Origin of the sequence: Streptomyces sp. NPDC058683 (assembly GCF_042716195.1) — a bacterium.
GTDB lineage: Bacteria > Actinomycetota > Actinomycetes > Streptomycetales > Streptomycetaceae > Streptomyces.
The window spans coordinates 30426-56555 of record NZ_JBHXSK010000055.1 but is presented as its reverse complement, the minus strand read 5'-3'; the positions used below and the strand labels follow the sequence as shown (position 1 = coordinate 56555).

The following is a 26130-nucleotide window of genomic DNA, read 5'->3' as shown; positions in this document are numbered from 1 at the left end:
TGATGGGGTGTGACGGATGGTGGAGACCGCAGGCGGGGGGCCGGGCGACGGCACCGCTGAGGTGCTTGACCGTCCGCTGCCCGACGGCGTGCGACGGCGTGTCGTACAGATCGTGTCGGACGGCTTCGGCGGGCTGACCGTCGCCGAACTGCCCGCCCAGCTGCGGCAGTACGCCCGTTTCGCACCGAATCGTCGAGCCAAGTTCGCCGGGAACGCCATGGCGACGGCGCTGGAGACGGACACCCTCTTCCGGCAGCGGATCGGGGAGAAGCTCAGAGAGGCCCAGCCGGAACTCGCCGGCGCCCTCGACTCCGGCTCCCCGCCCCCGGCCGCGGACCCGCTCGACGTGGCGGCCGCGGCCTACGTGCTGCGCCCCACGGGCTGGGTGAAGCTGGTGGCGGCGGCCGGCGAGGAGGCCCAGCGGGCCGACGCCGAACGCGCCGACGAGGAGAGCCGGGCCGAGCTGGAGCGGCTGCGCGAGGAGCTGGACCGGGCCCGGGAACAGACCCGTGCCGAGACGGAGCGGCTGCGCGCCGAGCTGGACTCGGCGAAGAGGGAAGCGGAATCGCTTCACCGCAAGCTGCGCGCGGCCCTCAGTGACGTCAAGCGCGGTGAGGCCGCGCTGCGCAAGATGCAGGCCGAGACGGAGTCGCTGCGCACCGAGGGGCAGGCCCAGGTGTCCGCCGCCGAGAGCGAGGGCCGGCGGCTCAAGGCCCGGCTCGGTGAGGTCGAGGCCGCCCTGGAGGCCAGCCGCCGGGCCGCCCGCGAGGGACGCAGCGTCGAGGACATGCGAGTACGGCTGCTGCTCGACACCGTCCTGGACGCGGCCCAGGGCCTGCGCCGCGAACTGGCGCTGCCGCCGGTGTCGGTGCGGCCCGCCGAGACCGTGGATGCGGTCGAACCGGGACGAATGACCCCGAAGGACATCGCGGCCCGGGCGCTCTCCGAGAACGACCCGGCCATTCTCAATCAGCTACTCGCCCTGCCTCAGGCGCACTTGGTCGTCGACGGCTACAACGTGACCAAGACCGGCTATCCGCAGATGCCGCTGGAGAAGCAGCGGCTGCGGCTGCTCGGCCAGCTCTCCCAGCTGGCCGCGCAGACCGGCGCCGAGGTCACCTGCGTCTTCGACGGCGCCGAACTGGCCGCGCCGGTGCTGCTCGCCCCGCCGCGCGGGGTCAGGGTCCTCTTCTCCAAGCCCGGTGTCACCGCGGACGAACTGATCCGCCAGCTGGTGCGCGCCGAGCCGCCGGGCCGCCCGGTGATCGTCGCCTCGACCGACCGCGAGGTCGCCGACGGGGTCGCCAAGGCGGGTGCCCGTCCGGTGGCTTCTGCGATGCTTCTGAAGCGACTGTCCTGAAGGTTCAACGGACATATGCAATGCCCGAATTGACCGAACCGTCACGCAACGTAGCGTCAATCGAGCATTACGGCACGTGAGTTATGTGCAAAGAGTGCGTTGCGTGACCAGTTTTTTCGCTGTTGGGTTTGAACTGATCACAGGAAGGTCACTAGGGTCGGGCCTCGAACCTCCACACGGGTGATCACTCAAACGAAGGAGCCCGTCTCCGTGGCGTCCCATCGTCGACCCAAGCAGCCGAGTCGCGCGCGCGTGACCGTGCTGACCACCGCAGCCGCCGCTGCCGTCGTCCTCAGCGCCAACGCCGCCAACGCGGCGCCCAGTGAGAAGCTGACCAAGGACGAGGTCAAGGCGAAGGTCGACAAGCTCTACGAGGAGGCCGAGCAGGCCACCGAGAAGCTGGACGGAGCCAAGGAGAAGCAGCAGAAGCTGCAGAAGGAAATCTCCACGATCCAGGACAATGTGGCCCGTGGTCAGGAGGACCTCAACAAGCTGCGCGACAGCCTCGGTTCGCTGGCCACCGCGCAGTACCGCTCCGGCGGCATAGACCCGTCGGTCCAGCTCTTCCTCTCGTCCGACCCGGACGACTACCTCGACAAGGCGTCCACGCTCGACCAGTTGAGCGGCCAGCAGGTCGAGGCCCTGAAGAAGATTCAGGACAAACAGCGCGAACTCGCCCAGGAGCGGGCAGAGGCGACGGACAAGCTCAAGGACCTCTCCGCCACCCGCACCGAGCTGGCCAAGCAGAAGAGCGCCGTCCAGTCCAAGCTCGCCGACGCGCAGAAGCTCCTCAACACCCTGACGGCCAAGGAGAAGGCCGCCCTGGACGCCGAGCAGGCCCAGGCCGCCAGCCGCGCCTCCTCCCGCGTGGACCTCGGCAACACCGGCTCCGCCTCCGGCCGGGCCGCCTCCGCCTTCGCCGCCGCCCAGTCCGTGATCGGCTCGCCGTACGTCTACGGCGCCTCCGGACCGTCCTCCTTCGACTGCTCGGGCCTGACCTCCTGGGCCTACGCCCAGGCCGGCGTCACCATCCCCCGCACCTCCGAGGCCCAGGCCAACGCCGGCACCCGCATCTACAGCCAGAGCGACCTCAAGGTCGGCGACCTGGTGATCTTCTACGGCGACTACCACCACGTCGGCCTCTACGCGGGCAACGGCCAGGTACTGCACGCCCCGCACACCGGCGCCGTGGTGCGCTACGAGGCGATCGGCAACATGACGTTCGAGTTCGGCGTCCGGATCTGACCCCAGCGGGTTACGGCGACACCCGTACGGCCCAAGATCAACCCGGGGTGGCGCCCGAACGGGCGAATCGCGACAACCGAAGATGACTCCACGCCCCGCCGGTGACCTGCGTCAGCGGCGGGGCGTCACGTTATGTGCCCGGCGAGGTCTTTGGCCGGGGTGTGCTCGCACGGCTACTGTCTGGCGCGTTTCCTCCGGCGCCCGGGCATCCCCGTCCCCGGCGCCGGAGGAAGCGGTACCTGTCCGCCAGCAGAAGGACCGCCGTGGGGTTTCATCGCCGTCTCGCACCGTCCGGGTTCAACCGGGGCGCCGGTGCCGCCCTCTGTGTGCTGTCGGCCGCGGCAGCCGCGCTCGGCGCCGTACCCGCGAGCGCGGCCCCGCACGGGAGCCGCGCCGAGGTGGACCGGCTGTACCGGCAGGCCGAGGAGGCGACCGAGGCCTACAACAAGGCCGACGAGCGGGCCGGCGCGCTGCGTCACGAGGTGAACGACTCCCAGGACCGCATCGCCCGCCAGCAGCAGCGCATCAACGCCATGCGGGAGGCGCTCGGTTCGCTCGCCGGCGCCCAGTACCGCTCCGGCGGCATCGACCCCACCGTCGCCCTGCTGTTCTCCGACGACCCCGAGGACTACCTCGACCGGGCCTCCCTCCTCGACCGCATCGACGTCCGCCAGGCCGGGCAGCTCAGGCAGCTCCAGGCGGCGATGCGCGAACTCGCCCAGGAACGCAGCGAGGCCGCCGGGAAACTCACCCAGCTGGAGCGCAGCCGCAAGGCGGTCGCCTCCCACAAGGCCACCGTGGAGAAGAAGCTCGCCAAGGCCCGGCGGCTGCTCAACGCGCTGCCCGCCGCCGACCGCGCCGCCTTCGAGCACGCCTCCCGCGGCGACGACCGCGCCGACCTCCCCGACCTCTCCGGGGTGGGCGCCCCCGACGGCCGCGCCGCCGCCGCGGTGGCCGCCGCCCGCGCCGCCCTCGGCAAGCCGTACGTGTGGGGCTCCAGCGGCCCCTCCGGCTTCGACTGCTCGGGCCTGATGCAGTGGTCGTACGCGCAGGCCGGGATCCATCTGCCGCGCACCTCGCAGGAGCAGCGCAACGCCGGCCACCAGGTCCCGCTCTCCCAGGCGCAACCCGGTGACCTGGTCGTCTACCGCTCCGACGCCAGCCATGTGGGGATGTACGTCGGCAACGGACAGGTCATCCACGCCCCCTACCCGGGCGCCCCGGTCCGCTACGACCCGGTCGGGATGATGCCCATCTCCTCCGTCACCCGGCCCTGACTTTCGGGCCCCGACCCGTACGATCGGAAAGTGGCTGGTGGCAGGCGGGCGTGGCGCTCAGGAGCGGCGGGGCTGTGTCTGCTGCTCCTGCCGCTGACGGGATGCGGCGGCGGGCAGGCGGCGACCGGGTCGGCGATGGCCGAGGTGCAGCAGGTCCTGGACCGGCGCGCGGCCGCCGTCCTCGGCCATGACGAGGGGGCCTACGCCGAGACCGGTACCCGGAGCTCGTACGCCGACCTGCGGGCCGTACCGCTCGCGGAGTGGAGCTACCGGCTGACCGCCCTCCACCCCGACGGCGCCGAGGCCACTGCCGACGCCCAGCTCCGCTACCGCATCGAGGGCTACGACAAGGCCCCGGTCACCACCGACCGCACCCTGACCCTCAGCCGCACCGCCGACGGCCACTGGTACGTGGCCGCCGACAAGCCCGCCGGCAAGTCGGGGCAGCAGCTCTGGGACCAGGGCACCGTGACGGCCGTCAAGGGAGCGCACAGCCTGGTTCTCGGCGTCGGCCAGTCCCGGGACACCCTGCGGGACTACGCCGGTCTCGCCGACACCGCCGTCCCCGAGGTCTCCAAGGCCTGGGGCACGGACTGGACCCAGCGGGTGGTCCTGGTCGTACCCCAGTCGCTGAACGGCATGGCGGGCCTGCTGGGTGCCCCCGCCTCCAACTACCGGGGCATCGCCGCCGTCACCACCGGCGAGGCGGGAGGCTCCGGCCAGGCCCCGGCGGACCGGGTCATCCTCAACCCGGAGGCGTACGCCGTCCTCGGCTCGGTCGGCAAGCAGGTGGTCCTCACCCATGAGACGACCCATGTCGCCACCCGCGCCCACACCTCGGCCGCCACCCCGCTCTGGCTCTCCGAGGGGTACGCCGACTGGATCGGCTACCTGGACAGCGGCCGTACGCCCACCGAGGCCGCACCGGAACTGGCCCGCGCCGTGCGGGACGGGGACCTTCCCGCGGACCTTCCGGAGGACAAGGACTTCGGCTTCACCGACGACCCCACCAAGCTGGCCGAGGCCTACGAGGGCGGCTGGCTGGCCTGCCGGATGATCGCCGCCCACTGGGGCGAGGAGCGGCTCGGCGCCTTCTACCGGGCCGTCGGCGCCCACCAGGGCCGTACGGGCGCCGTCGAGGACGCGCTGCGGAAGGAACTCGGCACCACCCTGCCGGACTTCACCGCACGCTGGCGCGACTACCTGACGGATCTGCTCGGCGGCTGAGTCAGCCGCTCGATCGCCTCCTTCAGCCAGGCCCGCTCGGCCGTCCCGGTCGCCCGCGCCACCCGCAGCATGCCCTCCCGGAAGAGATCCCCGCTCTCCTCGGCCCGCACGGGCTCGCCGTCCCGGTGGAAGAAGCTCGACGGGGTCTCCAGAAAGTCCAGCCTGCGGCGCAGTACGGCCGCCTGCTCCACCGGCTCGCCGAGATGGCGCAGAAAGGCCAGGACCGTGTTGAAGCGGACCTGGTCGGTGATCTCCGCCTGCTTGGGTTCACGCAGCCGGCCCAGCAGGTCGGCCCGGCCCTTCTCGGTGAGCGACAGCACCCGGCGCGGGGCCGCGCTCGCTCCGTCCTCGGTGTGCTGGTCGAGTTTGCCGGCGGCGACCAGCCGGGCGATCGCCGGGTAGAGGGCGCCGTCGCTGACCGGGCGGACATGCCCGTGCAGCGCTTTGATGCGCTCCTTCAACTCGTAGCCGTGCAAGGGCTCCTCGGCGAGAAAGCCCAGGATCGACAGTTCCAGCACGCCGGTTTCCTCCTTGCGGGTCTCGGGATCCCCATGCTAGCTCTTATCGAGCTACCTCTAATCGAGGTAGCTCGATAAGAGGGGGACCTACCGGATGAAACGCCGGACGAACGCACACCGCACAGAGCTGATCTCGCTCGCCCACCCCGTCTACTTCTCACTGCTGGCCTCCGTCGCCGCCGGGATCATCAACACCGTCTGGGTGTCCCGGCTCGGTTCCGCCGCCGTGGCCGCCGTGGCCGTGGCGACCAACGCCGAGAACGTGCTGCTCGGCATCGCCCTGGTCTTCGCCTCCGGTACGACCGTGCTGGTCGCGCATGCCAGAGGAGCACGGGATCCCGGGGCCGTGCGGGCCGCCGTACGTGGCGGCTGGGCGCTGTGCGGGCTGGTCACTCCGGTGGTCGTGGCGGCCGGGCTGCTGCTGCGCGAACCCCTGGCCCGGCTGGTGCTCGGCGGCCCTGGCCCCGCCCTGCACCTGGCCACCGCCTACTTCGCGGTCTCCCTGCCGGGCATGACCGTCTTCTTCGTCCAGCAACTGGTCGACGGCATCCTCAAGGGCGCCGGCGATACCCGCACCCCCCTGCGCCTGGCCCTCCTGGCCAACGGTCTGATCCTGGTCTGCGACCCGCTCCTCATCCACCTGTACGGCGTCCGGGGCGCCGCCGCCTCGACCGTGCTGTGCCGCGCCGTGGCCCTCGCGGCCGGCCTGCGCGCCCTGCGCCGCAACACCCTCCTGCGCACGGCCGCCGCCGCGGAGCCCGCCGCACCGGTACCCGCCGCCCTGCGCCGGACCCTGCGCACCGGTCTGCCCATGTCCGCCGACTTCACCGTGCGGCAGGGCGGCGCGCTGGTGCTGGTGGCGATCGTGGCCCGGCTCGGAGTGCCGGCGGTGGCCGCGTACGCGATCGCGTACAAGGTCATGTACGTGGCGACGATGGCCTTCTACGCGGTGCGCCAGGCGGCCTCCATCCACACCGCGCACACCCGGGGCGAGGGACGGGACGCGCGCAACGAGATCGGGCGGCAGGCCGTGCTGGTGTCGGGGGCGCTCGGACTGGCCGCCGCCGTGCTGCTGGCCGTGACGGCGCCCTGGGTGATGGCGGCCTTCGGCGCCGGGCCCGCCGTCGCGCACCAGGGCGTGCTGTTCCTGCGCTGCGCCGGGCCGTATCTGCTGCTGACGGCCGGCTGCATCGCGCTCGGCGGGGTCTTCGAGGGCAGCGGGGGAGCGCCGGCGCTGCTGCGGGTGACCGTCCTCGGCACGGCCGTCCAACTGTCCCTCGCGTACGGCCTGTCGGGGCTCGGGCTGCCCGGGGTCTGTCTGGCGCTGGCCCTCGCGATGGCCGTGCAGTGCGCGGCCGTCGGGCTGCTCCTGGCCCGCGCTCAGGAGGGGACCGAGGTCTCCTTCGTGCGGGCGGTCTGAGCGGGCAGCGGGGCGGCCGGGGCCTCGGGCGCCGTGGAGCGCCACAGCTGCCGGGCCGCCGTGACCGTCGCCGCGACCAGCAGGCCGTTGCGCAGGAGCAGCAGGGTGATGCCGTACCAGTCGCTCACCACGATGTGCGAGAAGCCGACCGGGAACTCCAGGACCGTCACGAAGGTGGCCAGGAGGACCAGGACCGCCGGCAGGGTCATCCGGTCGGCCCGGTAGCAGAGGCAGACGGCGGCCAGGCCCACCAGCCACACCATGTACTGCGGGCTGATCACCCGGCTGGTGACCGTGAACATCAGGACGGCCGTGAAGGCGGCGTCCGCGAGCGTGTGGGACCGGAAGCGGACCGCGCACAGCCGCCACAGCAGCAGCCAGCCGAAGGCGCACGCGGTCAGCACCAGGGCCGCCGCGCTCACCGTCTTCACCTGCGGGCCGAGGAATTCGATCGAGCCGTAGTTGAGCAGCACCTCGCCCTGCCAGCCGTAGTGCCGGGCGATGTGCAGGACCAGCGCGCCCAGCGACTCCACCTCGGTGCCCCGGTCCCGCTGGAAGGTCAGGAAGGCGAACGCGCCGGGCATGGCCACCGCGAACAGCGCCCCGACCGCGCCCGCCGTGAGCGCCGCCGACGCCCAGGCCCGCCGCCGTACGGCACCCACGAGGAGCAGCGCCGGCCACACCTTGACCATCGCGCCGAAGCCGGCCAGCGCGCCCATCAGCCGGGGGTGCCGGGCCCCGGCGAGCAGCGCGGCGACGGCGACCGCGGTGACCATCAGGTCGTAGCGGGAGTAGACGGTCGGGCCGAGGAGCGGCACGCCGAGCACCCAGATCCAGGCGCCGCGCAGGGTGCGGCCGGGGCGCCGGCCCGTGTAGAGGAGGAGGGAGAGCACCAGCAGGTCGGCCAGGAGGGCCAGCACGAAGAAGGCGGTCGGGTAGTCCAGGAAGGGCAGCAGCCCGGGGGCGAGGATCGCCAGGGCGGCCGCGGGCGGGTACTGCCAGGTGACGTCGTCCAGAGGGAACGTTCCGTGCCGGAGGACCTCGTACCAGCCCTGGTAGATCACCGACACGTCGGTCGTGACGTCCGCGCCCGGGAACACGAACACCTTCAGCACGAACAGCAGCAGCACCAGCCGGGTGGCACCCCAGACGACCAGCAGCAACGCCAGGGCACGCCTCTCGCCCGTCCTGTCCACCTGAGCCCCTGTCCGTCGCCCTGCCTGGGAGTGCGCCACATGATCTCCCGACGCCCTGTGCGACGGCCATGAAGCACGGCCGAACACACTGTGCGGGTAGGGTCGGCCGCGATGCACAAGACCCTCATCGTGACCAATGACTTCCCGCCCCGGCCGGGCGGCATCCAGGCCTTTCTGCACAACATGGCCCTGCGGCTGGACCCGGAGCGGCTCGTGGTCTACGCGTCCACGTGGAAGCGGGGCCGGGAGGGCGCCCTGGCCACCGCCGCGTTCGACGCGGAGCAGCCCTTCACCGTCGTACGCGACCGTACGACGATGCTGCTGCCCACGCCGGGGGCGACCCGGACCGCGGCCGGGCTGCTCCGGGAGCACGGGTGCACGTCGGTGTGGTTCGGGGCCGCGGCTCCGCTCGGGCTGATGGCGCCGGCGCTGCGGAAGGCCGGGGCACAGCGGCTGGTCGCCACCACCCACGGGCACGAGGCCGGCTGGGCCCAGCTGCCCGCCGCCCGGCAGCTGCTCGGGCGGATCGGCGAGGCGACCGACACCATCACCTATCTCGGCGAGTACACGCGGTCCCGGATCGCCACCGCGCTCAGCCCGGCCGCGGCCGGGCGGATGGTGCAGCTGCCGCCGGGGGTGGACGAGAAGACGTTCCACCCCGAGTCCGGGGGTGCCGAGGTGCGGGCACGGCTGGGGCTGAGCGAGCGGCCGGTGGTCGTGTGCGTGTCGCGGCTGGTGCCGCGCAAGGGGCAGGACACGCTGATCCTCGCGATGCCGCTGATCCTGGCCGCCCAGCCGGACGCGGTCCTGCTGATCGTCGGCGGCGGCCCGTACGAGAAGGAGCTGCGGCGGCTGGTCCGGGAGACGGGGGTGGAGGCGTCGGTGCGGTTCACGGGGGCCGTGCCGTGGTCCGAGCTGCCCGCGCACTACGGCGCGGGCGACGTCTTCGCGATGCCCTGCCGGACGCGGCGGGGCGGGCTGGACGTGGAGGGGCTCGGGATCGTGTACCTGGAGGCCTCGGCCACCGGGCTGCCGGTGGTGGCGGGGGACTCCGGCGGGGCGCCCGACGCGGTGCTGGACGGAGAGACCGGGTGGGTGGTGCGGGGTGGCTCGGTGGAGGAGGCCGCCGAGCGGATCGTCGTGCTGCTGGGGGATGCGGAGCTGCGGCGGCGGATGGGGGAGCGGGGGCGGTTGTGGGTCGAGGAGAAGTGGCGCTGGGACCTGCTGGCGGAGCGGCTCGAGGAGCTTCTGTAAAAGGCAGGTTCAAGGGGTTGCGGCAAAGCGCGCCGTACCCCTAGGCGGAACCGGAAAATCCGCACATGCTGCGCGCATGACAGCAAAACTGATGCAGCGTCAGCTGACTAGACGTCACATCCTGGGCATGATCGCCCTCCAGACCGCCGCCGCGGCCGGTCTCACCCGTGTCGGACTCCAGTCGGCGCAGGCCGCCGAGGAGGCGGCCGCCGTCGACAACGCGCCCGCGATCGTGGTCGGTTCCGGGTACGGCGGCGCCGTGGCCGCGCTCCGGCTCGGGCAGGCCGGCGTGCGGACCCTGATGATCGAGATGGGCCGGCTGTGGAACACGGCCGGCTCCGACGGCAAGATCTTCTGCTCCACCGCCGCCCCGGACCAGAGATCCATGTGGTTCAAGTCCCGCACGGAGGCCCCGCTCGCCAGCTTCCTCTGGCTGGACGTCGTCAACAAGGACATCACCCCCTATCCGGGCGTCCTGGACCGGGTGCACTACGACAACATGTCCGTGTACGTCGGGCGCGGTGTGGGCGGGGGTTCGCTGGTCAACGGGGGCATGGCGGTGACCCCGCTCCAGTCGTACTTCAGCGAGCAGTTCCCGACCGTGGACGCGAGCGCGATGTACAGCACGTACTACCCGCGCGCCCGCTCCATGCTCGGCGTCAACACCGTCGACGCCACCTGGTTCGAGTCGACCGAGTGGTACCAGTTCACCCGGACCTCCAGGAAGGCCGCCGCCAACACCGGCCTCAAGACCACCTTCGTACCCAACGTCTACGACTTCGGGTACATGCAGAAGGAAGCCGCCGGCACCGCCACCAAATCCGCGCTCGCGCAGGAGGTCATCTACGGCAACAACTACGGCAAGAAGAGCCTCGACAAGACCTACCTCGCCGCCGCCCTCGGCACCGGCAACCTCACCATCCACACCATGGAGAAGGTGAGGTCCGTCAGCCGGGCGAGCGACGGGAGCTGGCTGCTCGGCGTCGACCGGATCGACGTGACCGGAGCCGTCGTGGAGAGCAAGCAGTACAGCTGTACCTACCTGTTCCTCGGCGGCGGGAGTCTCGGGACCACCGAACTGCTCGTGCGGGCCCGGGACACCGGGGCGCTGCCCGCGCTCAACTCCGGTGTCGGCGCCGGGTGGAGCACCAACGGCAACACCATGCTCGGGCGCGCCAACCACATCTGGGACACCACCGGCGCCAACCAGGCGACCATGCCGGTGATGGGCATCGACGACTGGGCCAACACCGACAACCCGGTCTTCGCGGAGATCGCCCCGCTGCCCATCGGGTTCGAGACCTGGATCAGCCTGTACCTGGCGATCACCAAGAACCCGCAACGGGCCTCCTTCACCTACGACGCCGCGAGCGACGGGGTGAAGCTGGGCTGGACCGCGGCGCAGAGCGCGGTCTCGGTCGCCATGGCCAAGAAGCTCTTCGACCGGATCAACTCGGCCAACGCGACGATCTACCGGTACGACCTGTTCGGGTCGGGCAGCAAGGTGTTCGCGGACGACTTCTGCTACCACCCGCTGGGCGGCTGCGTGCTCGGCAGGGCGACCGACGACTACGGCCGGGTGAAGGGGTATCCGAAGCTGTACGTCACGGACGGCTCACTGGTGCCCGGGAACATCGGCGTGAACCCGTTCGTGACCATCACCGCGCTCGCCGAGCGGACGATGGAACGGGTTCTCGCCGAGGACTTCTGAGCCGCCAAGTGCCCGTCTACTTCTGGTAGAGGGCCTCGATCTCGTCCGCGTAGTCCTTCGCCACCACATTGCGCTTGAGCTTCAGGGACGGCGTCAGGTGGCCCGACTCCTCCGAGAACTGGGAGGACAGAATGCGGAACTTCCGCACCGATTCCGCCTTCGACACCGCGGCGTTGCCGTCGTCCACAGCGTCCTGGATCGCCGCGATCAGATCCGGGTCGTCACGCAGCGACGCCGCGGTGGAGCCCGCCGATTTGCCGTGGTCGGCCGCCCAGCGGCCCAGGAACTCCTCGTCGATGGTGATCAGCGCGCCCACGAACGGCCGCCCGTCGCCCACCACCATGCACTCCGCGACCAGCGCGTGCGCGCGGATGCGGTCCTCGATCACGGCCGGGGCGACGTTCTTGCCGCCCGCGGTGACGATGATCTCCTTCTTGCGGCCGGTGATCCTGAGGTAGCCGTCCTCGTCCAGGGTGCCGATGTCGCCGGTGTGGAACCAGCCGTCGGCCAGTGCCTCGGCGGTCGCGCCGGGGTTGTTCCAGTACTCCCGGAACAGGTGCTCGCCGTGCAGCAGCACCTCGCCGTCGTCCGCGATCCGGATCACCGAGCCGGGCAGCGGCTGGCCGACCGTGCCGATCTTCTGCCGGTCCCAGGGGTTGAACGCGGTGGCGGCACAGGACTCGGTCAGGCCGTAGCCCTCCAGGACCGTGAAGCCGATACCGCGGAAGAAGTGGCCCAGGCGCTCGCCGAGCGGGGCGCCGCCGGAGATGGCGTACTCGCCCCGGCCGCCGAGCACCGCGCGCAGCTTGCTGTAGACGAGTTTGTCGAAGGTCTTGTGTTTGATCTTCAGGCCGAGGGACGCGCCCGACGGCGTGTCCAGCGCCTTGCTGTACGCGATCGCGGTGTCCGCGGCCTTGTCGAAGATCTTGCCCTTGCCGTCCGCCTGCGCCTTGGCGCGCGCCGAGTTGTAGACCTTCTCGAAGACCCGCGGGACGCCGAGGACCAGCGTCGGCCGGAACGCGGCCAGTTCGTCGGTGAGGTTCTTGATGTCCGGGACGCAGCCCAGCTTGATCGGCGCCATCATCGGGGCGATCTGCACGAGCCGGCCGAAGACGTGGGCGAGCGGCAGGAAGAGCAGGACACTGCACTCGCCGGTGCGGAACAGCGGGCGCAGGCGCTCCACGATGTTGCCGCACTCGGCGAAGAAGTTGCGGTGGGTGAGGACGCAGCCCTTGGGGCGGCCCGTCGTCCCCGAGGTGTAGACGATGGTCGCCGGGTCGTCCGCCTTCGCCTGTGAGCTGCGCTCCTCGACGGTCGCGTCCGTGACGCCCTGGCCGAGCCGGCCCAGCTCCTCCAGGCCGCCGGCCTCGATCTGCCAGACGTGCTTGAGCGCCGGCAGCGCCTCGCGCACCGACTCGACGGCGGCCGCATGGGTGTCGAGTTCGACGACGCAGGCGGTCACGCCGGAGTCGCTGAGGATCCACTGCACCTGCTCCGGCGAGCTGGTCTCGTACACCGGCACGGTGACCGCGCCGGCGCACCAGATCGCGAAGTCGAGGAGCGTCCACTCGTAGCGGGTGCGGGACATCAGGCCGACCCGGTCGCCCGGCTGGACGCCGGAGGCGATGAGACCCTTGGCGGCCGCGTGCACCTCGGTCAGGAAGGTGGTGGCGGTCACGTCCTGCCAGACACCGCCGACCTTGCGGGCCATGACGGCGACATCCGGATGCTGCGCGGCGTTTCTGCGGACGATGTCGGTCAGATTGCCGTCCGCGGGGACCTCGTACAAAGCCGGAAGGCTGAACTCGCGCAAGACTGCTGCTCCTCATAGGGCGCCGACGCCACGACGTTGTGCGATGCGACGGTGCGGTCCAAGGCTCGGGCAGGTACTCAGGGCTTCGCCACGGGCCGGAAGATCCGTTGGTTGAATTCCTGAGCACGACTGGACTGCCCGGACGTTACCCGCCGGTATGGCTTCTTCGACAGGGGGTCCCGGCGAGATGTTCGGTGCGTCACACAGGTTGGTGTTCCTTCGCGTACGGTAGTCCACGGCTTTAGTGACTGACCAGTAACCGCAGGTCCGGCCATCGCCTGTTCACGTTTGCCGCACAGGCCTACGCTTGATCACCATGGCAGCCACACCCTCCGGCAACCGAACGACCCGCGTCCACGTGGTCAGCGACGTGCACGGCAACGCCCGTGACCTGGCCAGCGCCGGTGACGGCGCGGACGCCCTGATCTGCCTCGGCGACCTGGTCCTCTTCCTCGACTACGCCGACCACTCGCGCGGCATCTTCCCCGACCTGTTCGGCGTCGAGAACGCCGACCGCCTCGTCGAACTCCGCACCGCCCGCCGCTTCAAGGAGGCCCGGGAGCTCGGGGCCCGGCTGTGGGGCGGGATCGGCATGGACCGGGCGACGGCCATCGAGAAGGCGGTGCGCAAGCAGTACGCCGAGATGTTCGCGGCGTTCCCGACCCCGACGTACGCCACCTACGGCAATGTCGACATCCCACCGCTCTGGCCGGAGTACGCGGGACCGGGCACCACGATCCTCGACGGGCAGCGGGTGGAGATCGGGGGCCGGGTCTTCGGCTTCGTGGGCGGCGGGCTGCGCACTCCCATGCGCACCCCCTACGAGGTCTCCGACGAGGAGTACGCGGCCAAGATCGAGGCGCTCGGCGAGGTCGACGTGCTGTGCACGCACATTCCGCCGGAGGTGCCGGAGTTGGTGTACGACACGGTGGCGCGCCGTTTCGAACGGGGCAGCCGGGCGCTGCTCGACGCCATCCGGCGCACCAGGCCGCGTTACTCGCTCTTCGGACATGTCCACCAGCCGCTGGTGAAGCGGATGCGGATCGGGGCCACCGAGTGCGTGAACGTAGGGCACTTCGCCGGTACCGGGCGGCCCTGGGCGCTGGAATGGTGACGACGGCCCCGGACGGGGGTGAAGTCGCCTGGTCGGGCGCGCGGTAGCCTTCACGCTGCACACGCGTGCGCACGCTCGCGCACGGAGACCCCTTGTACTGGTCTCAGTACTGGTCTCACCGGCCCGCATCTGGAGGAGCCACGGCGATGGCGGAACACACCAGCTCGAGCATCACGATCGAGGCGGCCCCGGCCGACGTCATGGCGGTGATCGCCGACTTCACCCGTTACCCGGACTGGACCGGTGAGGTGAAGGAGGCGGAGGTGCTGAAGACCGACGCGAAGGGCCGGGCCGAGCAGGTCCGTCTCGTCATGGACGCGGGTGCGATCAAGGACGACCAGACGCTGGGGTACACCTGGACCGGTGACAACGAGGTCTCCTGGACGCTGGTGAAGTCCCAGATGCTGCGGTCGCTGGACGGGTCCTACCTGCTGAAGCCGGCGGGGGCGGGGGCGACCGAGGTGACGTACTCGCTGACGGTGGACGTGAAGATCCCGATGCTCGGGATGATCAAGCGCAAGGCCGAGAAGGTCATCATCGACCGTGCTCTGGCGGGGCTGAAGAAGCGGGTGGAGGCGGGCGCGTAGTCGTTCGGCTGCGGGCGCGATGTGGCTGGTCGCGCAGTTCCCCGCGCCCCTGAAGGGGCGCTTCGCCTGCCGTTTCTCTTCAGCCGCGGGCAGTCGTGCCGCTGGGGCGGCACGGGTGGGCGCTGGGGGTACCCCCTCTGGGGGAGGCACCCTGCAAGCGCCGGTAAGCGACCCCACCCCCGCCCCGGCACCAGCGCCGGGCACCTTCGAGCGACGTCCGCGTCAGTTACGGTTCACCCCCATGCGCACCATCCTGATCACCGGACCAGGCGGCAGTGGCCGTACGGCCGTCGCCGCGGCCACCGCTCTGCGCGCCGCGGGCGAGGGCATCCCGACCCTCGTGCTCGGCGCCGACCGCACGGACACCCTCGGTGCGGCCCTGGGCACGGCGACAGGACCGGCGCCGACCCGGGTCACCCCCACCCTCACCGCCTGGCGCCCCGACGCGGCCGTCCGGTTCCGCGAGGACCTCACCGCCTTCCAGAACCGCGCCGCGAGCGTCCTCGACCTGCTGGGCGCCTCCCGCCTGGACGCCGAGGAGCTCACCCCGCTGCCCGGCGCCGAGGAGCTGTCCCTCCTGCGCGCCCTGCGCGACGCCGCCCTCTCCGAGCGGTACGAGCTGCTCGTCGTGGACCTCCCGCCCGCCCCGCACGCCCTCGACCTGCTCGCCCTCCCCGAGGAGCTGCGCCGCTACCTGCGCCGCCTGCTCCCGCCCGAGCGGCAGGCGGCCCGCGCCCTGCGCCCGGTCCTCGGCCGGCTCGCCGGCGTCCCCATGCCCGCCGACTGGCTCTACGAGACGGCCGCCCGCTGGGACGTCGAGCTGGCCGCCGTGGAGGCCGTCCTCGCCGACCGCCACACCGCCGTACGCCTGGTCGCCGAGCCCGGCCCGGCCGGCGCCGACGCGGTCCGTACCACCCGCCTCGGCCTCGCCCTGCGCGGCCTGCGCACCGAGGCCCTCGTCGCCAACCGCGTCCTGCCCGAGGACACCCCCCTGCACGGTCTCGTCGCCCAGCAGCGCAAGGCCCTCGCCGACTGGTCGGAGACGTTCGACGTCACCGCCGTGCCCCACCTCGGGCACGACCCGCGCGGCACCGAGGACCTCACCGCGCTCGCCGTGCCCGGCGTCAACACCGCGCCCGCACCGGTCGAGTGGCCCGTCGCCGACCGGATCGAGGAGGACGGCGTCCTCGTCTGGCACATCCCGCTGCCCGGTGCGATACGGGACGGCCTCGACCTCGTCCGGCGCGGCGACGAACTCGTGATCACCGTCGGCGGCTTCCGCCGGATCGTGGCACTGCCGTCGGCCCTGCGCCGCTGCACCGTCGCCGGGGCCGCGCTGCGCGACGGCGAGCTGCGGATGCGCTTCACGCCGGACCCGGATCTGTGGCCGCGCTGACGGTGAATCCGGTACGCCCGTTCGGGTAACGTCGTAGAGACGAACCGTAGTCAGGAGTCCGTCATGAGCGAAGAGCGCCCCACAGCCGACGCCTCCGAGGCCGCGGACGACGTACGGGCGACCGACGCCGACGCCTGGGCCACGGCCTGTGCCGAGGACCTGGCGGCGGAGAAGGTCCGCCGTCGCGCCCAGTACGGCCCGCCCCCGGGGTCGGCCGCCGAGGAGCTGCGCAAGCTCGTCGACGCCGTCGCCGACAAGCTCTCCGGTATCCAGAGCCCGCTCCTCGGGGCGGTCGCCGGGCCCGCCGCCTCGCAGGTGGTCCGGCAGGTCGTGCAGCAGGCGAAGAACGCGGTCGAGCCCGTCATAGAGCGCAACCCCGACGTCTTCGACCACCTGGCCGCGGCCGGCGGCGAACTGCTCGCCGCCTACCGCTCCGCGGTCCAGACCCAGGAGACCCGCTGGACCTCCGGCGGCCACGACAAGGGCGACGACCCCGGCCCCGGCGAACGCATCGACCTCGACTGACAGCCCCCTGAAGGCCCTGCCATCGGGTTCCCGCCTGCCCGGCGGGGCCTGGCACGCACTCCCCCAGAGGGGGTACCCCCAGCGGCGTTGTCGTCGGTCGCCGACGTCCCCCAGCCTTCGGCCGGGGGTGCCCCCACCGCGTCGACTCCCTCCTCCGCCTTGCAGCTGCACGCACCAGGCCCCGCCGGGCCCGCCCTGCGGGCGGACGACGGGAACCCGATGGCAGGGCCTCGGGTACGGTTGGCCGTAGCGGGGCTCGACCGAAACTGAGGGATTCATGGGACTCACCATCGGCGTCGACATCGGCGGCACGAAGATCGCGGCCGGCGTGGTCGATGAGGAAGGCAACATCCTCTCGACCCACAAGGTGCCGACCCCGGGCACGCCCGAGGGCATCGTGGACGCCATTGCCTCCGCCGTAGAGGGTGCGCGCGCCGGGCACGAGATCGTCGGCGTGGGCATCGGTGCCGCCGGCTATGTGAACCGGCAGCGCTCCACGGTCTACTTCGCGCCCAACATCGACTGGCGCCAGGAGCCGTTGAAGGAAAAGGTCGAGGCCCGCGTCGGCCTCCCCGTGGTCGTGGAGAACGACGCCAACGCCGCCGCCTGGGGCGAGTACAAGTTCGGCGCCGGCAAGGGCCACCGCAACGTCATCTGCATCACGCTCGGCACCGGCCTCGGCGGCGGCATCATCATCGGCAACAAGCTGCGCCGCGGCCACTTCGGCGTCGCCGCCGAGTTCGGTCACATCCGCATGGTTCCGGACGGGCTGCTGTGCGGCTGCGGCTCGCAGGGCTGCTGGGAGCAGTACGCCTCCGGCCGCGCCCTCGTCCGCTACGCCACGCAGCGCGCGAACGCCACCCCCGAGAACGCCGAGATCCTGCTCGGCCTCGGTGACGGCACCCCCGAGGGCATCGAGGGCAAGCACATCTCCATGGCCGCCCGCCAGGGCGACCCGGTCGCCGTCGACTCCTACCGCGAGCTCGCCCGCTGGGCCGGCGCCGGCCTCGCCGACCTGGCCTCTCTCTTCGACCCCTCCGCCTTCATCGTCGGCGGCGGCCTCTCCGACGAGGGCGAACTGGTCCTGGACCCGATCCGCAAGTCCTACAAGCGCTGGCTGGTAGGCGGCAACTGGCGCCCGGTGGCAGAGGTCATCGCGGCCCAGCTGGGCAACGAGGCCGGACTGGTCGGAGCGGCGGACCTGGCACGGGAGCCCGACCCGATCATGTAAGCGCCGCCCACTGGTCCCACTTTCCTTCAAGGGGCGCGGGGAACTGCGCGACAAGCCACCACGCACCGGCAGTCGCACATCCACCTCGCGCCCCACCCCCATAGGCGCCCGGCCCCTCGTCCGGCGTACATTGATCCACATGGCGCCGCTCCCCAACTCCCACACAGAGCCCGACGGTTCCGCCGTCATCCGCGTCCTCAGCTACAACATCCGCTCCATGCGGGACGACACCCAGGCCCTGGCCCGTGTCATCAAGGCCTGCGCCCCCGACCTGGTCCTGATCCAGGAAGCGCCCCGGTTCTTCCGCTGGCGCAAGAAGCTCGCCCGCCTGGCCGCCGCCTCCGACCTGGTGATCCTCACCGGCGGAGCGACCGCGGCCGGCCCGGCCGTCCTCTGCGACCTCCGCGCCACCGTGGAGCGCACCGAGGACGTCCTCCTGCCCCTCACCCCCGGCCTGCACCGCCGCGGCTTCGCGACCGCCGTCGTCCGGTTCGGCGGCGTCCGTCTCGGCGTCACCAGCTTCCACCTCAGCCTCCAGCAGGAGGAGCGCTACGAGCAGGGCGGCATGCTCCTCGACCGGGTCGCCGGCATGGGCGTGGAGCACGCCGTCGCCGGCGGCGACCTCAACGACCGCCCCGACGGCCGCACCTTCCGCCGCCTGGCCGACGCCTTCCAGGACTGCCGTACCACCGCACCCTGGGGCGGCGAGTTCACCTCCGGGTCCACCGACCCCCATCAGCGCATCGACGCGGTCTTCGCGACGAAGGGCATCGAGGTGCTCGGCTGCGGCGTGCCCCTGGACCAGCCGGGCGTGGCCGCGGCCGACCTGGCCAGGGCGACGGACCACCTGCCCGTGCTGGCCGTGCTCCGGGTGCCCGCGGCCTGAACCGGAGCCACCGGAGCGAGTCCGTCGGGGGCCACGCCCTGAGGGCGGCCACCGACCGTCTCCCGGTCCTGGCCGCCCTCGGGGTCCCCGCCGCTGCCCGGCCGTCTACGGCCGCTGCTTCACCTTGTCCACGACGGCCCAGCTGTCGAGATACGAGAGCTGGGTGTACGTCTTCATGGCCGCGCCGTCGCCCGAGGTACGCACGTCGCGGAAGCCGAGGAACTCGTAGGTCACGGGGTCGAAGATGAAGTAGCCGCCGAAGCCCACCGAGCCCTTCGGGAGCGTCGGGTCGTCGTACGTGATGGCCACCCCGGTGCGCCCCTTCGCGTCCTTCTGGCCCGGCACGACCCTCACCCCCGGCACCATGCCGAGCGCCTCGTACGCCGCGGGCCGCAGCCCCTCCGGCTCCACCGGGACCAGCTTCAGCAGCCCGGCGAGGCTGAAGTGGACCTGCGACCAGTCCTCGTCGGTGAGGTCGTCGAGCGAGGTCTTCCGGCCGCCGAACTCGTTCGTGATCGACAGGATCAGCTGCTCGGGGTCGGTCGGCAGCTTCCGCAGCCTGCCCCAGTCCTGCGGCGGCCAGACGCTCTCGCCCTTCTGCAGCGGCGGCGACCACCAGCCCTTGCCGATCTCCATCGTCCAGCCCCGCTTGGAGCCGTCCACCGAGCGCCAGTTCTCGTCGGTGTAGCTCCTCGTCGCACCGGTCTTCTGGTTCGTCTCCTTGATGATCTCCTTGGTGTAGATGAACTGGTCGTCGCGCGGGCTGACCGTCCGCTCGTGCTTGCGCTCGTATGCGGCGGCCCTCATGAGCACCGTCTGCGCACTCACGTTCCGCATCGCGGGCGCACTGGTCGCCGGCGGCTTTGCCGTGCGGTGCGTGCGGGTGCCGTCGTCGTCCCGTACGGCGACCAGGACGCCGGCGGCGACCGCGGCGGCCAGTCCGGCCGTCAGGGCGACGCGCAGGACCGGGCGGCGCTGCCGCACCCGCGGGGCGGGCCCGGCCATCGCCGCGCGCAGGCGGGCCCGTGCCCGCTGCCTGGTCGCGTCGTCGAGCGGGGGAGCCCCCATGTCGAAGTCCCTCAGTTCGCGCAGTTCGTCGATGTCACGCACGGGCGTCCACCTCCCGGAAAGCCGTCGGATCGGTTCCGCCCAGTGCCTCGCGCAGTCGGCCGCGAGCCCGGTGCAGTCGTGATCTGATGGTGCCGACCGGCACCCCGAGCGCCTCGGCGGCCTCCTCGTAGTCGAGGTCCGCCCACGCCACCAGCAGCACGACATCGCGATGCCGGGCGGACAACCCGCCCAGCGCGGCCGCCAGTTCCCGGCGCACCCCCGTGGCACCGGCCCTGGCGACCGCGCGGTCCGCGACCGGCTCCTCGTGCACCACCGGCTCCGGCAGCCGGGACAGCGCCTTGAACCGGCGTGCCTCGGCCCGGCGGTGCCGGCCCACGAGGTTGGTCGCGATGCCGAACAGCCACGGGCGGGCGTCGGCGCGAGCGAGGTCGTACGTGTGGCGTCGCTGGAAGGCGGTGATGAAGGTCTCCGCCATCAGGTCTTCCGCCGCCTCCGGACCCAGCCGCCGGGCCGCGTAACGGTGCACGGCGTCGGCGTACCGGTCGAAGAGCATGGCGAACTGCTCGGGCTCGTCCCGGGACCGCGCGATCACCCGGGCGTCGCTGTCCTCACGATCCTCGTCGCGGGTACCGGTGCCCGGTGGTCCTACGGTCATCGGGGCTCCTTTCCGTTCGTGCGAACGCCTCGAAGGCTTGGGTTTGGCGGTTCACCTCTCCTTCGCCGGTCGGCCGAACCGAGTTCCCTTTTCGGCGCAGGGGCGCACGCGGAAACGCGAGGGCCCGTCCGGAGCGACTCCGGACGGGCCCTCGGGCGGGCGTGGATCGGTCAGACGACGGCTCCCCGCCCGGGGTCGCCGTCCTCGTCGTCGTCGGTCTTCATCCGGGTCACCAGCGTGACGAAACCGCCGAGGAACCCGCCGATCCCCGCCGTCGCCAGCCACCAGGTCATGTCCCAGCCGAGCAGCACCGCGACCAGCAGCAGGATCGGCCCGCCCACCACGCCCAGCCAGGCGAACCTGGCGGTCGTGTCGGCGGCCGGCAGCGGCGGCGGCTCGGGCGGCACGAAGTGACCCTCGTCGTCATCGTCGAAGTCGTCCTCGGACGGCTCCGGCGCCGTGTAGTCACGCGGGCCCACCCCGGGGGCGAAGGAGACGGAGCTGCCCAGGGGCTGCGCAGGCCGCTGCTCCTCGGGCGCCCCGGGTTCGGCGGCGTCCTCGTCCGTGGCCGGCAGCGCCAGGTCCTCCACCGGCTTGTAGGGCTTCGCGCCCGGCGGGTCCGGCGGCTCGTCGCCGTACCCGGCGACGATCGCCGCCCAGGCGGCCGCCTCGTCGAAGGGCACCCCTGTCTCGTCCGGCTCGCGGTCCTCGCGGTCGGAGTCGTGCTCAGCCAACTGCGGCCGTCCCTTCCTTGCCGACACTGGGTGCGAGCCGGCCGATGAAGGCGAGGCTCCCCTCGAAGATCCGGTCCGCATCGTGGTCCAACGTCGCCACGTGGTAACTCTGTTCCAGCACTACCTCCGTTACGTCCGTGGAGGACACCCGGCTCAGGATCCGGGCCGAATCGACCGCCGGAACCACATGGTCCTGGGTGCTGCGCAGGAGCAGCAGCGGCTGGGTCACCTGCGGAAGCTCGCCGTCCACCTGGCGGAAGAAGTTCCGCAGCGAGTGCGCGGCGTGCAGCGGCACCCGGTCGTACCCCACCTCCGCGGCGCCCGGCTTGGCGATGTCGCTGGCGATGCCCCTGGTCGTGCGGACCAGATGCCGGGCCACCGGAAGGGCGTACGCAGACAGGCCGTGCACCTTGTTCGCCGGGTTGACGATCACCACGCCGTCCACACCCGTCCCGTTCTTGGCGGCCAGCCTGAGTGCCAGGGTGCCGCCCATGGACAGGCCCGCCACGAACACCCGCGAGCAGCGTTCGCGCAGCAGACGCAGCTCGCGGTCCACCTCCGCGTACCAGTCCGGCCAGCCGGTGACCTGCATGTCCTCCCAGCGGGTGCCGTGCCCGGGCAGCAGGGGCACGGACACGGTCAGGCCGTGTGCCGCGTGGTGCTCCGCCCAGGGGCGCAGCGACTGGGGCGAGCCGGTGAAACCGTGACAGAGCAGGACACCGGTCTCTCCGCCGTCATGGCGGTACGGCTCGGCTCCGGGGAGAACCGGCACCTTCGGTCTCCAATTCATGAGAGGGGGCAGGAACTGAGAGAGGCACGAACGACGACTTCGGATGTGTTTCACCGTACGCGACCGCACTGACACCGACCAGGGTCGTCGGGGCCATTCCCGGCGCTCCGGGTTAAGGTCTCATCGACGGAAACGGGAGGCACTCGGTTGTTGTACGGCGCGATGAAGGTCGCTATCGGGGGACCGCTGAAGGTCGCCTTCAGGCCCTGGGTGGAGGGCCTGGAGAACGTCCCGGCCGAGGGCCCGGCGATCCTGGCGAGTAACCACCTGTCCTTCTCGGACTCGTTCTTCCTGCCCGCGGTGCTGGACCGCAAGGTCACCTTCATCGCGAAGGCCGAGTACTTCACCACGCCCGGCGTGAAGGGCCGCCTCACGGCCGCCTTCTTCAAGGGCGTCGGCCAGCTCCCGGTGGACCGTTCCGGCGCGCGCGGCGCCGGCGAGGCGGCGGTGCAGAGCGGCATAGACGTGCTGGAGAGCGGCGAGCTGTTCGGCATCTACCCGGAGGGCACCCGCTCGCCCGACGGCCGCCTCTACCGGGGCAAGCCGGGCGGCCTCGCGCGCGTGGCGCTCGCGACGGGCGCCCCGGTCGTCCCGGTCGCCATGATCGACACGGAGAAGATCCAGCCGCCGGGGCAGGTGATGCCCAAGCTGATGCGCCCGGGCATCCGGATCGGCAAGCCGCTGGACTTCAGCCGTTACCAGGGCATGGAGCACGACCGGTTCGTGCTGCGCGCGGTGACCGACGAGGTCATGTACGAGATCATGAAGCTCTCCGGCCAGGAGTACGTCGACATCTACGCGACCGCGGCCAAACGGCGGATCGCGGAGGCCGCCAAGGCCGAGAAAGAGGCGGCGAAGGCCGAGAAGAAGGCCGTCGAGTCCTAGACCGGCGGTACGGGGGGCCGGGGCCAGGGGGCCAGGGGGGACTGGGGGAGATGACCAAGCGGGAACGCGTCATACGGATGTCGGTCGAGCTGCCCCTGTGGCGTGCCCTGACCGGCTACCGCCTGCTGACCCTGCTGTACGCGATCGGCCTGTTCGCGTCCGCCTACGACGAGTACGACCGTCCGGGTGTCGCCATCGCCTACTACGCCGTCCTGACCGTCTGGACGCTGGCGACCCTGCCCCGCGTCCAGAACGCGGCCGCCTGCACCAAGCGCTTCCTCGCCGTCGACCTCGTGATCGCGCTCACCGGCATCGTGCTGACCCCCTGGGTGGTCACCCAGGGCCATATCGACCGCGGCGGCCCGACCCTGCCGTCGATATGGACCGCCGGCTCGGTCCTCGCCTACGCCCTCAAGGGCGGCTGGCGCTGGGCCGCGTTCGCCTCCACGCCGGTCGCCGCCGCCAACCTCGTCGAGCGCGGCCACCCGGCCCGTGACACCGTCCACAACGTGATCCTGGTCTGGGTCGCCTCCATCGCCATCGGGTACGTCGTCGAGGTGGCCCGCGCCTCCGAGCGCACCCTCGCCCGCGCCCTGGAGATCGAGGCGGCGACCCGGGAGCGGGAGCGGCTCGCCCGGGACATCCACGACAGCGTGCTCCAGGTGCTGGCGATGGTGCAGCGCCGGGGCGCGGTCCTCGGCGGCGAGGCGGCCGCACTGGGCCGGATGGCGGGGGAGCAGGAGGTGGCGCTGCGCACCCTGGTCTCCGGCGGTCTGGTGCCGCTCTCGCGGGCCTCCGAGGACACGGCCGAGGGTGCGCTCGTACGCCTCGTCGAGGAGCCGGACGACTCCGGTCCCGTCGACCTGCGCACGCTGCTCGCGCCGTACGCCGGAGCCCGGGTGAGCCTGGCCGAGCCCGGTGCGCCGGTGGAGCTGCCGCCGGGTGCGGCACGCGAGCTGGCCGCGGCCGTCGGTGCCGCCCTGGACAACGTGCGCAGTCACGCGGGGGACGAGGCGCGGGCCTGGATCCTGGTCGAGGACGAGCCCGGCGAGATCGTGGTGTCCGTACGGGACGACGGCCCCGGGATCCCGGAGGGCCGGCTCGCCCAGGCCGAGGGGGAGGGACGGCTCGGGGTGGCGCAGTCCATCCGGGGGCGGCTGCGCGACCTCGGCGGCAGCGCCGAGCTGTTCTCGACTCCCGGGCAGGGCACGGAAGTAGAGCTGAAGGTACCGAAGGTCTCCCTGGGGAAGGCGGAGCGGCGATGAGCATCAGGGTCATGGTGGTCGACGACCACCCCATGTGGCGCGACGCGGTCGCCCGGGATCTGGCGGAGTCCGGGTTCGAGGTGGTCGCCACCGCCGGGGACGGCGAGCAGGCGGTGCGCCGCGCCAGGGCCGCCGCGCCCGACGTCCTCGTCCTGGACCTCAACCTGCCCGCCAAGCCCGGCGTCCAGGTCTGCAAGGAACTCGTCGGCCACAACCCGGCGTTGCGCGTGCTGGTGCTCTCGGCGAGCGGGGAGCACGCCGACGTCCTGGAGGCGGTGAAGTCCGGCGCGACCGGCTACCTCCTGAAGTCGGCCTCGACCGAGGAGCTGCTGGACGCGGTCCGCCGTACCGCGGTCGGCGACCCGGTGTTCACGCCGGGCCTGGCCGGTCTGGTACTCGGCGAGTACCGCCGGCTGGCCTCCGAGCCGGCGCCGGCATCGGACGCCGGCGGGCCCGACGCGCCCCGGCTCACCGACCGCGAGACCGAGGTGCTGCGGCTGGTCGCCAAGGGCCTGAGCTACAAGCAGATCGCCGAACGCCTGGTCATCTCGCACCGCACGGTCCAGAACCACGTCCAGAACACCCTCGGCAAGCTCCAGCTGCACAACCGGGTGGAGCTGGTCCGGTACGCGATCGAGCGCGGTCTCGACGACGGCCCGGAAGGCGACTGATCTGATCTTCGCGGCCCGAACGTAAACCAACCGCCCGACAATTCACCGGAATTGCCCTTCCGCGCCCATCCCTGTGTGAGCTGGATCACCATTAGCGTGAGTCCCACCAGGCAACCGCGGCGAAGGGACATTTCCATGCGGGTCGGAGTACTGACCGGAGGCGGCGACTGCCCCGGGCTCAACGCCGTCATCCGGGGCATCGTCCGCAAGGGCGTGCAGGAGTACGGCTACGACTTCGTCGGCTTCCGGGACGGCTGGCGCGGACCCCTCGAAGGCGACACCGTCCGTCTCGACATCCCCGCCGTGCGCGGCATCCTGCCCCGCGGCGGCACCATCCTCGGCTCCTCGCGGACCAATCCGCTGAAGCAGGAGGACGGCATCCGCCGGATCAAGGACAACCTCGCCAAGCTGGAGGTCGAGGCGCTCATCGCGATCGGCGGCGAGGACACCCTCGGCGTCGCCGCCCGCCTCACCGACGAGTACGGCGTGCCCGTCGTCGGCGTACCGAAGACCATCGACAACGACCTGTCCGCCACCGACTACACCTTCGGCTTCGACACCGCGGTCGGCATCGCCACCGAGGCCATCGACCGGCTGCACACCACCGCCGAGTCCCACATGCGGGTCCTGGTCTGCGAGGTGATGGGCCGGCACGCCGGCTGGATCGCCATCCACTCCGGCCTCGCCGGCGGCGCCAACGTCATCCTCATCCCCGAGCAGCGCTTCGACGTCGACCAGGTGTGCGCCTGGGTCACCTCCCGCTTCAAGGCGTCGTACGCCCCGATCGTGGTCGTCGCCGAGGGCGCCATGCCGAAGGACGGCGAGATGGTCCTCAAGGACGGGTCGCTGGACTCCTTCGGGCACGTCCGGCTGTCCGGGGTCGGCGAGTGGCTGGCCAAGGAGATCGAGAGGCGCACCGGCAAGGAGGCCCGGACCACCGTCCTCGGGCACATCCAGCGCGGCGGCACGCCCAGCGCCTTCGACCGCTGGCTGGCCACCCGCTTCGGGCTGCACGCCATCGACGCCGTCCGGGACGGCGACTTCGGCAAGATGGTGGCGCTGCGCGGGACCGACATCGTCCGGGTGCCGATCGCGGAGGCCACGGCCAAGCTGAAGACCGTCGACCCGAAGCTGTACGAGGAGGTCGGGGTGTTCTTCGGCTGACGGCCGCCGGACACCTCTCCGCGGCCCGCGCGCCCGCACGGTAACCGTGGCCGCGCGCGGCGGGGACTACCCGGGCGGGCGGCCCCCGGTGAAACGGCCCGGGGCCCGCCGCAGAGCCCGCAACAACCCCCCCAC

General features: G+C 71.9%; 24 protein-coding genes. 17 read left to right on the top strand and 7 right to left on the bottom strand.

What is annotated here, in order from left to right:
- The first annotated feature begins 16 nt into the window (after positions 1–16).
- The 4 genes from ACFWXC_RS42645 (at position 17) to ACFWXC_RS42630 (ending at position 5109) form a co-directional block, all read left to right on the top strand.
- Entirely contained in the window at positions 17–1360 is a 1344-nt protein-coding gene (locus ACFWXC_RS42645; protein WP_384487791.1) for an NYN domain-containing protein, read from the top strand.
- 210 nt (positions 1361–1570) lie between these two features.
- Positions 1571–2605, top strand: coding sequence for an NlpC/P60 family protein (locus ACFWXC_RS42640; RefSeq protein ID WP_384487789.1), 1035 nt, complete (start codon positions 1571–1573; stop codon positions 2603–2605).
- 263 nt (positions 2606–2868) lie between these two features.
- Entirely contained in the window at positions 2869–3882 is a 1014-nt protein-coding gene (locus ACFWXC_RS42635) for an NlpC/P60 family protein (protein ID WP_384487787.1), read from the top strand.
- A 30-nt stretch (positions 3883–3912) separates the two neighbouring features.
- The gene (locus tag ACFWXC_RS42630; protein ID WP_384487785.1) at positions 3913–5109 is read left to right on the top strand and encodes a hypothetical protein; all 1197 of its coding nucleotides are present in this window, start codon (positions 3913–3915) and stop codon (positions 5107–5109) included.
- Here ACFWXC_RS42630 and ACFWXC_RS42625 read toward each other — a convergent pair.
- Positions 5082–5627: a PadR family transcriptional regulator gene (locus ACFWXC_RS42625; RefSeq protein ID WP_384487783.1), complete on the bottom strand. Its 546-nt coding sequence runs from the start codon at positions 5625–5627 to the stop codon at positions 5082–5084. The two genes, ACFWXC_RS42630 and ACFWXC_RS42625, sit on opposite strands and share 28 nt — an antisense overlap.
- Before the next feature lie 94 nt (positions 5628–5721).
- Here ACFWXC_RS42625 and ACFWXC_RS42620 point away from each other — a divergent pair, with 94 nt between their 5' ends.
- A complete protein-coding gene (locus ACFWXC_RS42620; RefSeq protein WP_384487781.1) occupies positions 5722–7047 on the top strand; it encodes an MATE family efflux transporter in 1326 nt (441 codons plus the stop codon).
- Here ACFWXC_RS42620 and ACFWXC_RS42615 read toward each other — a convergent pair.
- Complete coding sequence (locus tag ACFWXC_RS42615; RefSeq protein WP_384487779.1) at positions 7008–8243, bottom strand: glycosyltransferase 87 family protein; 1236 nt, start codon at positions 8241–8243, stop codon at positions 7008–7010. The genes ACFWXC_RS42620 and ACFWXC_RS42615 overlap by 40 nt on opposite strands.
- 111 nt (positions 8244–8354) lie before the next feature.
- Between ACFWXC_RS42615 and ACFWXC_RS42610 the strand changes: the two genes are divergently transcribed.
- Entirely contained in the window at positions 8355–9497 is a 1143-nt protein-coding gene (locus ACFWXC_RS42610; protein WP_384487777.1) for a glycosyltransferase family 4 protein, read from the top strand.
- 127 nt (positions 9498–9624) lie between these two features.
- Complete coding sequence (locus ACFWXC_RS42605; protein ID WP_384487829.1) at positions 9625–11208, top strand: GMC oxidoreductase; 1584 nt, start codon at positions 9625–9627, stop codon at positions 11206–11208.
- 16 nt (positions 11209–11224) lie between these two features.
- Here ACFWXC_RS42605 and ACFWXC_RS42600 read toward each other — a convergent pair whose 3' ends face one another.
- On the bottom strand, positions 11225–13021 hold the full coding sequence (locus ACFWXC_RS42600) for an AMP-dependent synthetase/ligase (protein WP_384487775.1): 1797 nt from the start codon (positions 13019–13021) through the stop codon (positions 11225–11227).
- A 316-nt stretch (positions 13022–13337) separates the two neighbouring features.
- On the opposite strand from ACFWXC_RS42600, the gene ACFWXC_RS42595 reads away from it, so the two are divergent.
- From ACFWXC_RS42595 to ACFWXC_RS42570, 6 genes are all read left to right on the top strand, one after another.
- Positions 13338–14135, top strand: coding sequence for a metallophosphoesterase (locus ACFWXC_RS42595; protein WP_384487773.1), 798 nt, complete (start codon positions 13338–13340; stop codon positions 14133–14135).
- 146 nt (positions 14136–14281) lie between these two features.
- Entirely contained in the window at positions 14282–14722 is a 441-nt protein-coding gene (locus ACFWXC_RS42590) for an SRPBCC family protein (protein WP_384487771.1), read from the top strand.
- A 241-nt stretch (positions 14723–14963) separates the two neighbouring features.
- Complete coding sequence (locus tag ACFWXC_RS42585) at positions 14964–16118, top strand: ArsA family ATPase (protein ID WP_384487769.1); 1155 nt, start codon at positions 14964–14966, stop codon at positions 16116–16118.
- Positions 16119–16181: 63 nt separating this feature from the next.
- Positions 16182–16643, top strand: a complete 462-nt coding sequence (locus ACFWXC_RS42580) for a DUF5304 domain-containing protein (RefSeq protein ID WP_384487767.1) — start codon at positions 16182–16184, stop codon at positions 16641–16643.
- Positions 16644–16920: 277 nt separating this feature from the next.
- Positions 16921–17874, top strand: a complete 954-nt coding sequence (locus tag ACFWXC_RS42575; RefSeq protein WP_384487765.1) for an ROK family glucokinase — start codon at positions 16921–16923, stop codon at positions 17872–17874.
- A 139-nt stretch (positions 17875–18013) separates the two neighbouring features.
- Positions 18014–18760, top strand: coding sequence for an endonuclease/exonuclease/phosphatase family protein (locus ACFWXC_RS42570; protein ID WP_384487763.1), 747 nt, complete (start codon positions 18014–18016; stop codon positions 18758–18760).
- Between the two features lie 105 nt (positions 18761–18865).
- On the opposite strand, the gene ACFWXC_RS42565 is transcribed toward ACFWXC_RS42570, so the two are convergent.
- The 4 genes from ACFWXC_RS42565 to ACFWXC_RS42550 form a co-directional block, all read right to left on the bottom strand.
- Positions 18866–19870, bottom strand: coding sequence for a CU044_5270 family protein (locus tag ACFWXC_RS42565; protein WP_384487761.1), 1005 nt, complete (start codon positions 19868–19870; stop codon positions 18866–18868).
- Positions 19863–20486 (bottom strand): RNA polymerase sigma factor, encoded by a 624-nt coding sequence (locus tag ACFWXC_RS42560; RefSeq protein ID WP_384487759.1) that lies wholly within the window; start codon positions 20484–20486, stop codon positions 19863–19865. Before ACFWXC_RS42560 ends, ACFWXC_RS42565 begins: the two co-directional genes overlap by 8 nt.
- A 170-nt stretch (positions 20487–20656) precedes the next feature.
- A complete protein-coding gene (locus ACFWXC_RS42555; protein WP_384487758.1) occupies positions 20657–21220 on the bottom strand; it encodes a hypothetical protein in 564 nt (187 codons plus the stop codon).
- A complete protein-coding gene (locus tag ACFWXC_RS42550; RefSeq protein WP_384487756.1) occupies positions 21213–21992 on the bottom strand; it encodes an alpha/beta hydrolase in 780 nt (259 codons plus the stop codon). Before ACFWXC_RS42550 ends, ACFWXC_RS42555 begins: the two co-directional genes overlap by 8 nt.
- A gap of 180 nt (positions 21993–22172) precedes the next feature.
- On the opposite strand from ACFWXC_RS42550, the gene ACFWXC_RS42545 reads away from it, so the two are divergent.
- The 4 genes from ACFWXC_RS42545 (at position 22173) to ACFWXC_RS42530 (ending at position 25995) form a co-directional block, all read left to right on the top strand.
- Positions 22173–22895 carry a lysophospholipid acyltransferase family protein gene (locus ACFWXC_RS42545; RefSeq protein WP_384487754.1) on the top strand — a complete coding sequence of 241 codons (723 nt, stop codon included), beginning with the start codon at positions 22173–22175 and terminating at the stop codon, positions 22893–22895.
- A 50-nt stretch (positions 22896–22945) separates the two neighbouring features.
- A complete protein-coding gene (gene macS / locus ACFWXC_RS42540) occupies positions 22946–24160 on the top strand; it encodes a MacS family sensor histidine kinase (protein ID WP_384487752.1) in 1215 nt (404 codons plus the stop codon).
- Positions 24161–24171: 11 nt separating this feature from the next.
- Positions 24172–24831 carry a response regulator gene (locus ACFWXC_RS42535; protein WP_384487827.1) on the top strand — a complete coding sequence of 220 codons (660 nt, stop codon included), beginning with the start codon at positions 24172–24174 and terminating at the stop codon, positions 24829–24831.
- Positions 24832–24966: 135 nt separating this feature from the next.
- Positions 24967–25995, top strand: coding sequence for a 6-phosphofructokinase (locus ACFWXC_RS42530; protein WP_384487750.1), 1029 nt, complete (start codon positions 24967–24969; stop codon positions 25993–25995).
- The last annotated feature ends 135 nt before the right edge of the window (positions 25996–26130 follow it).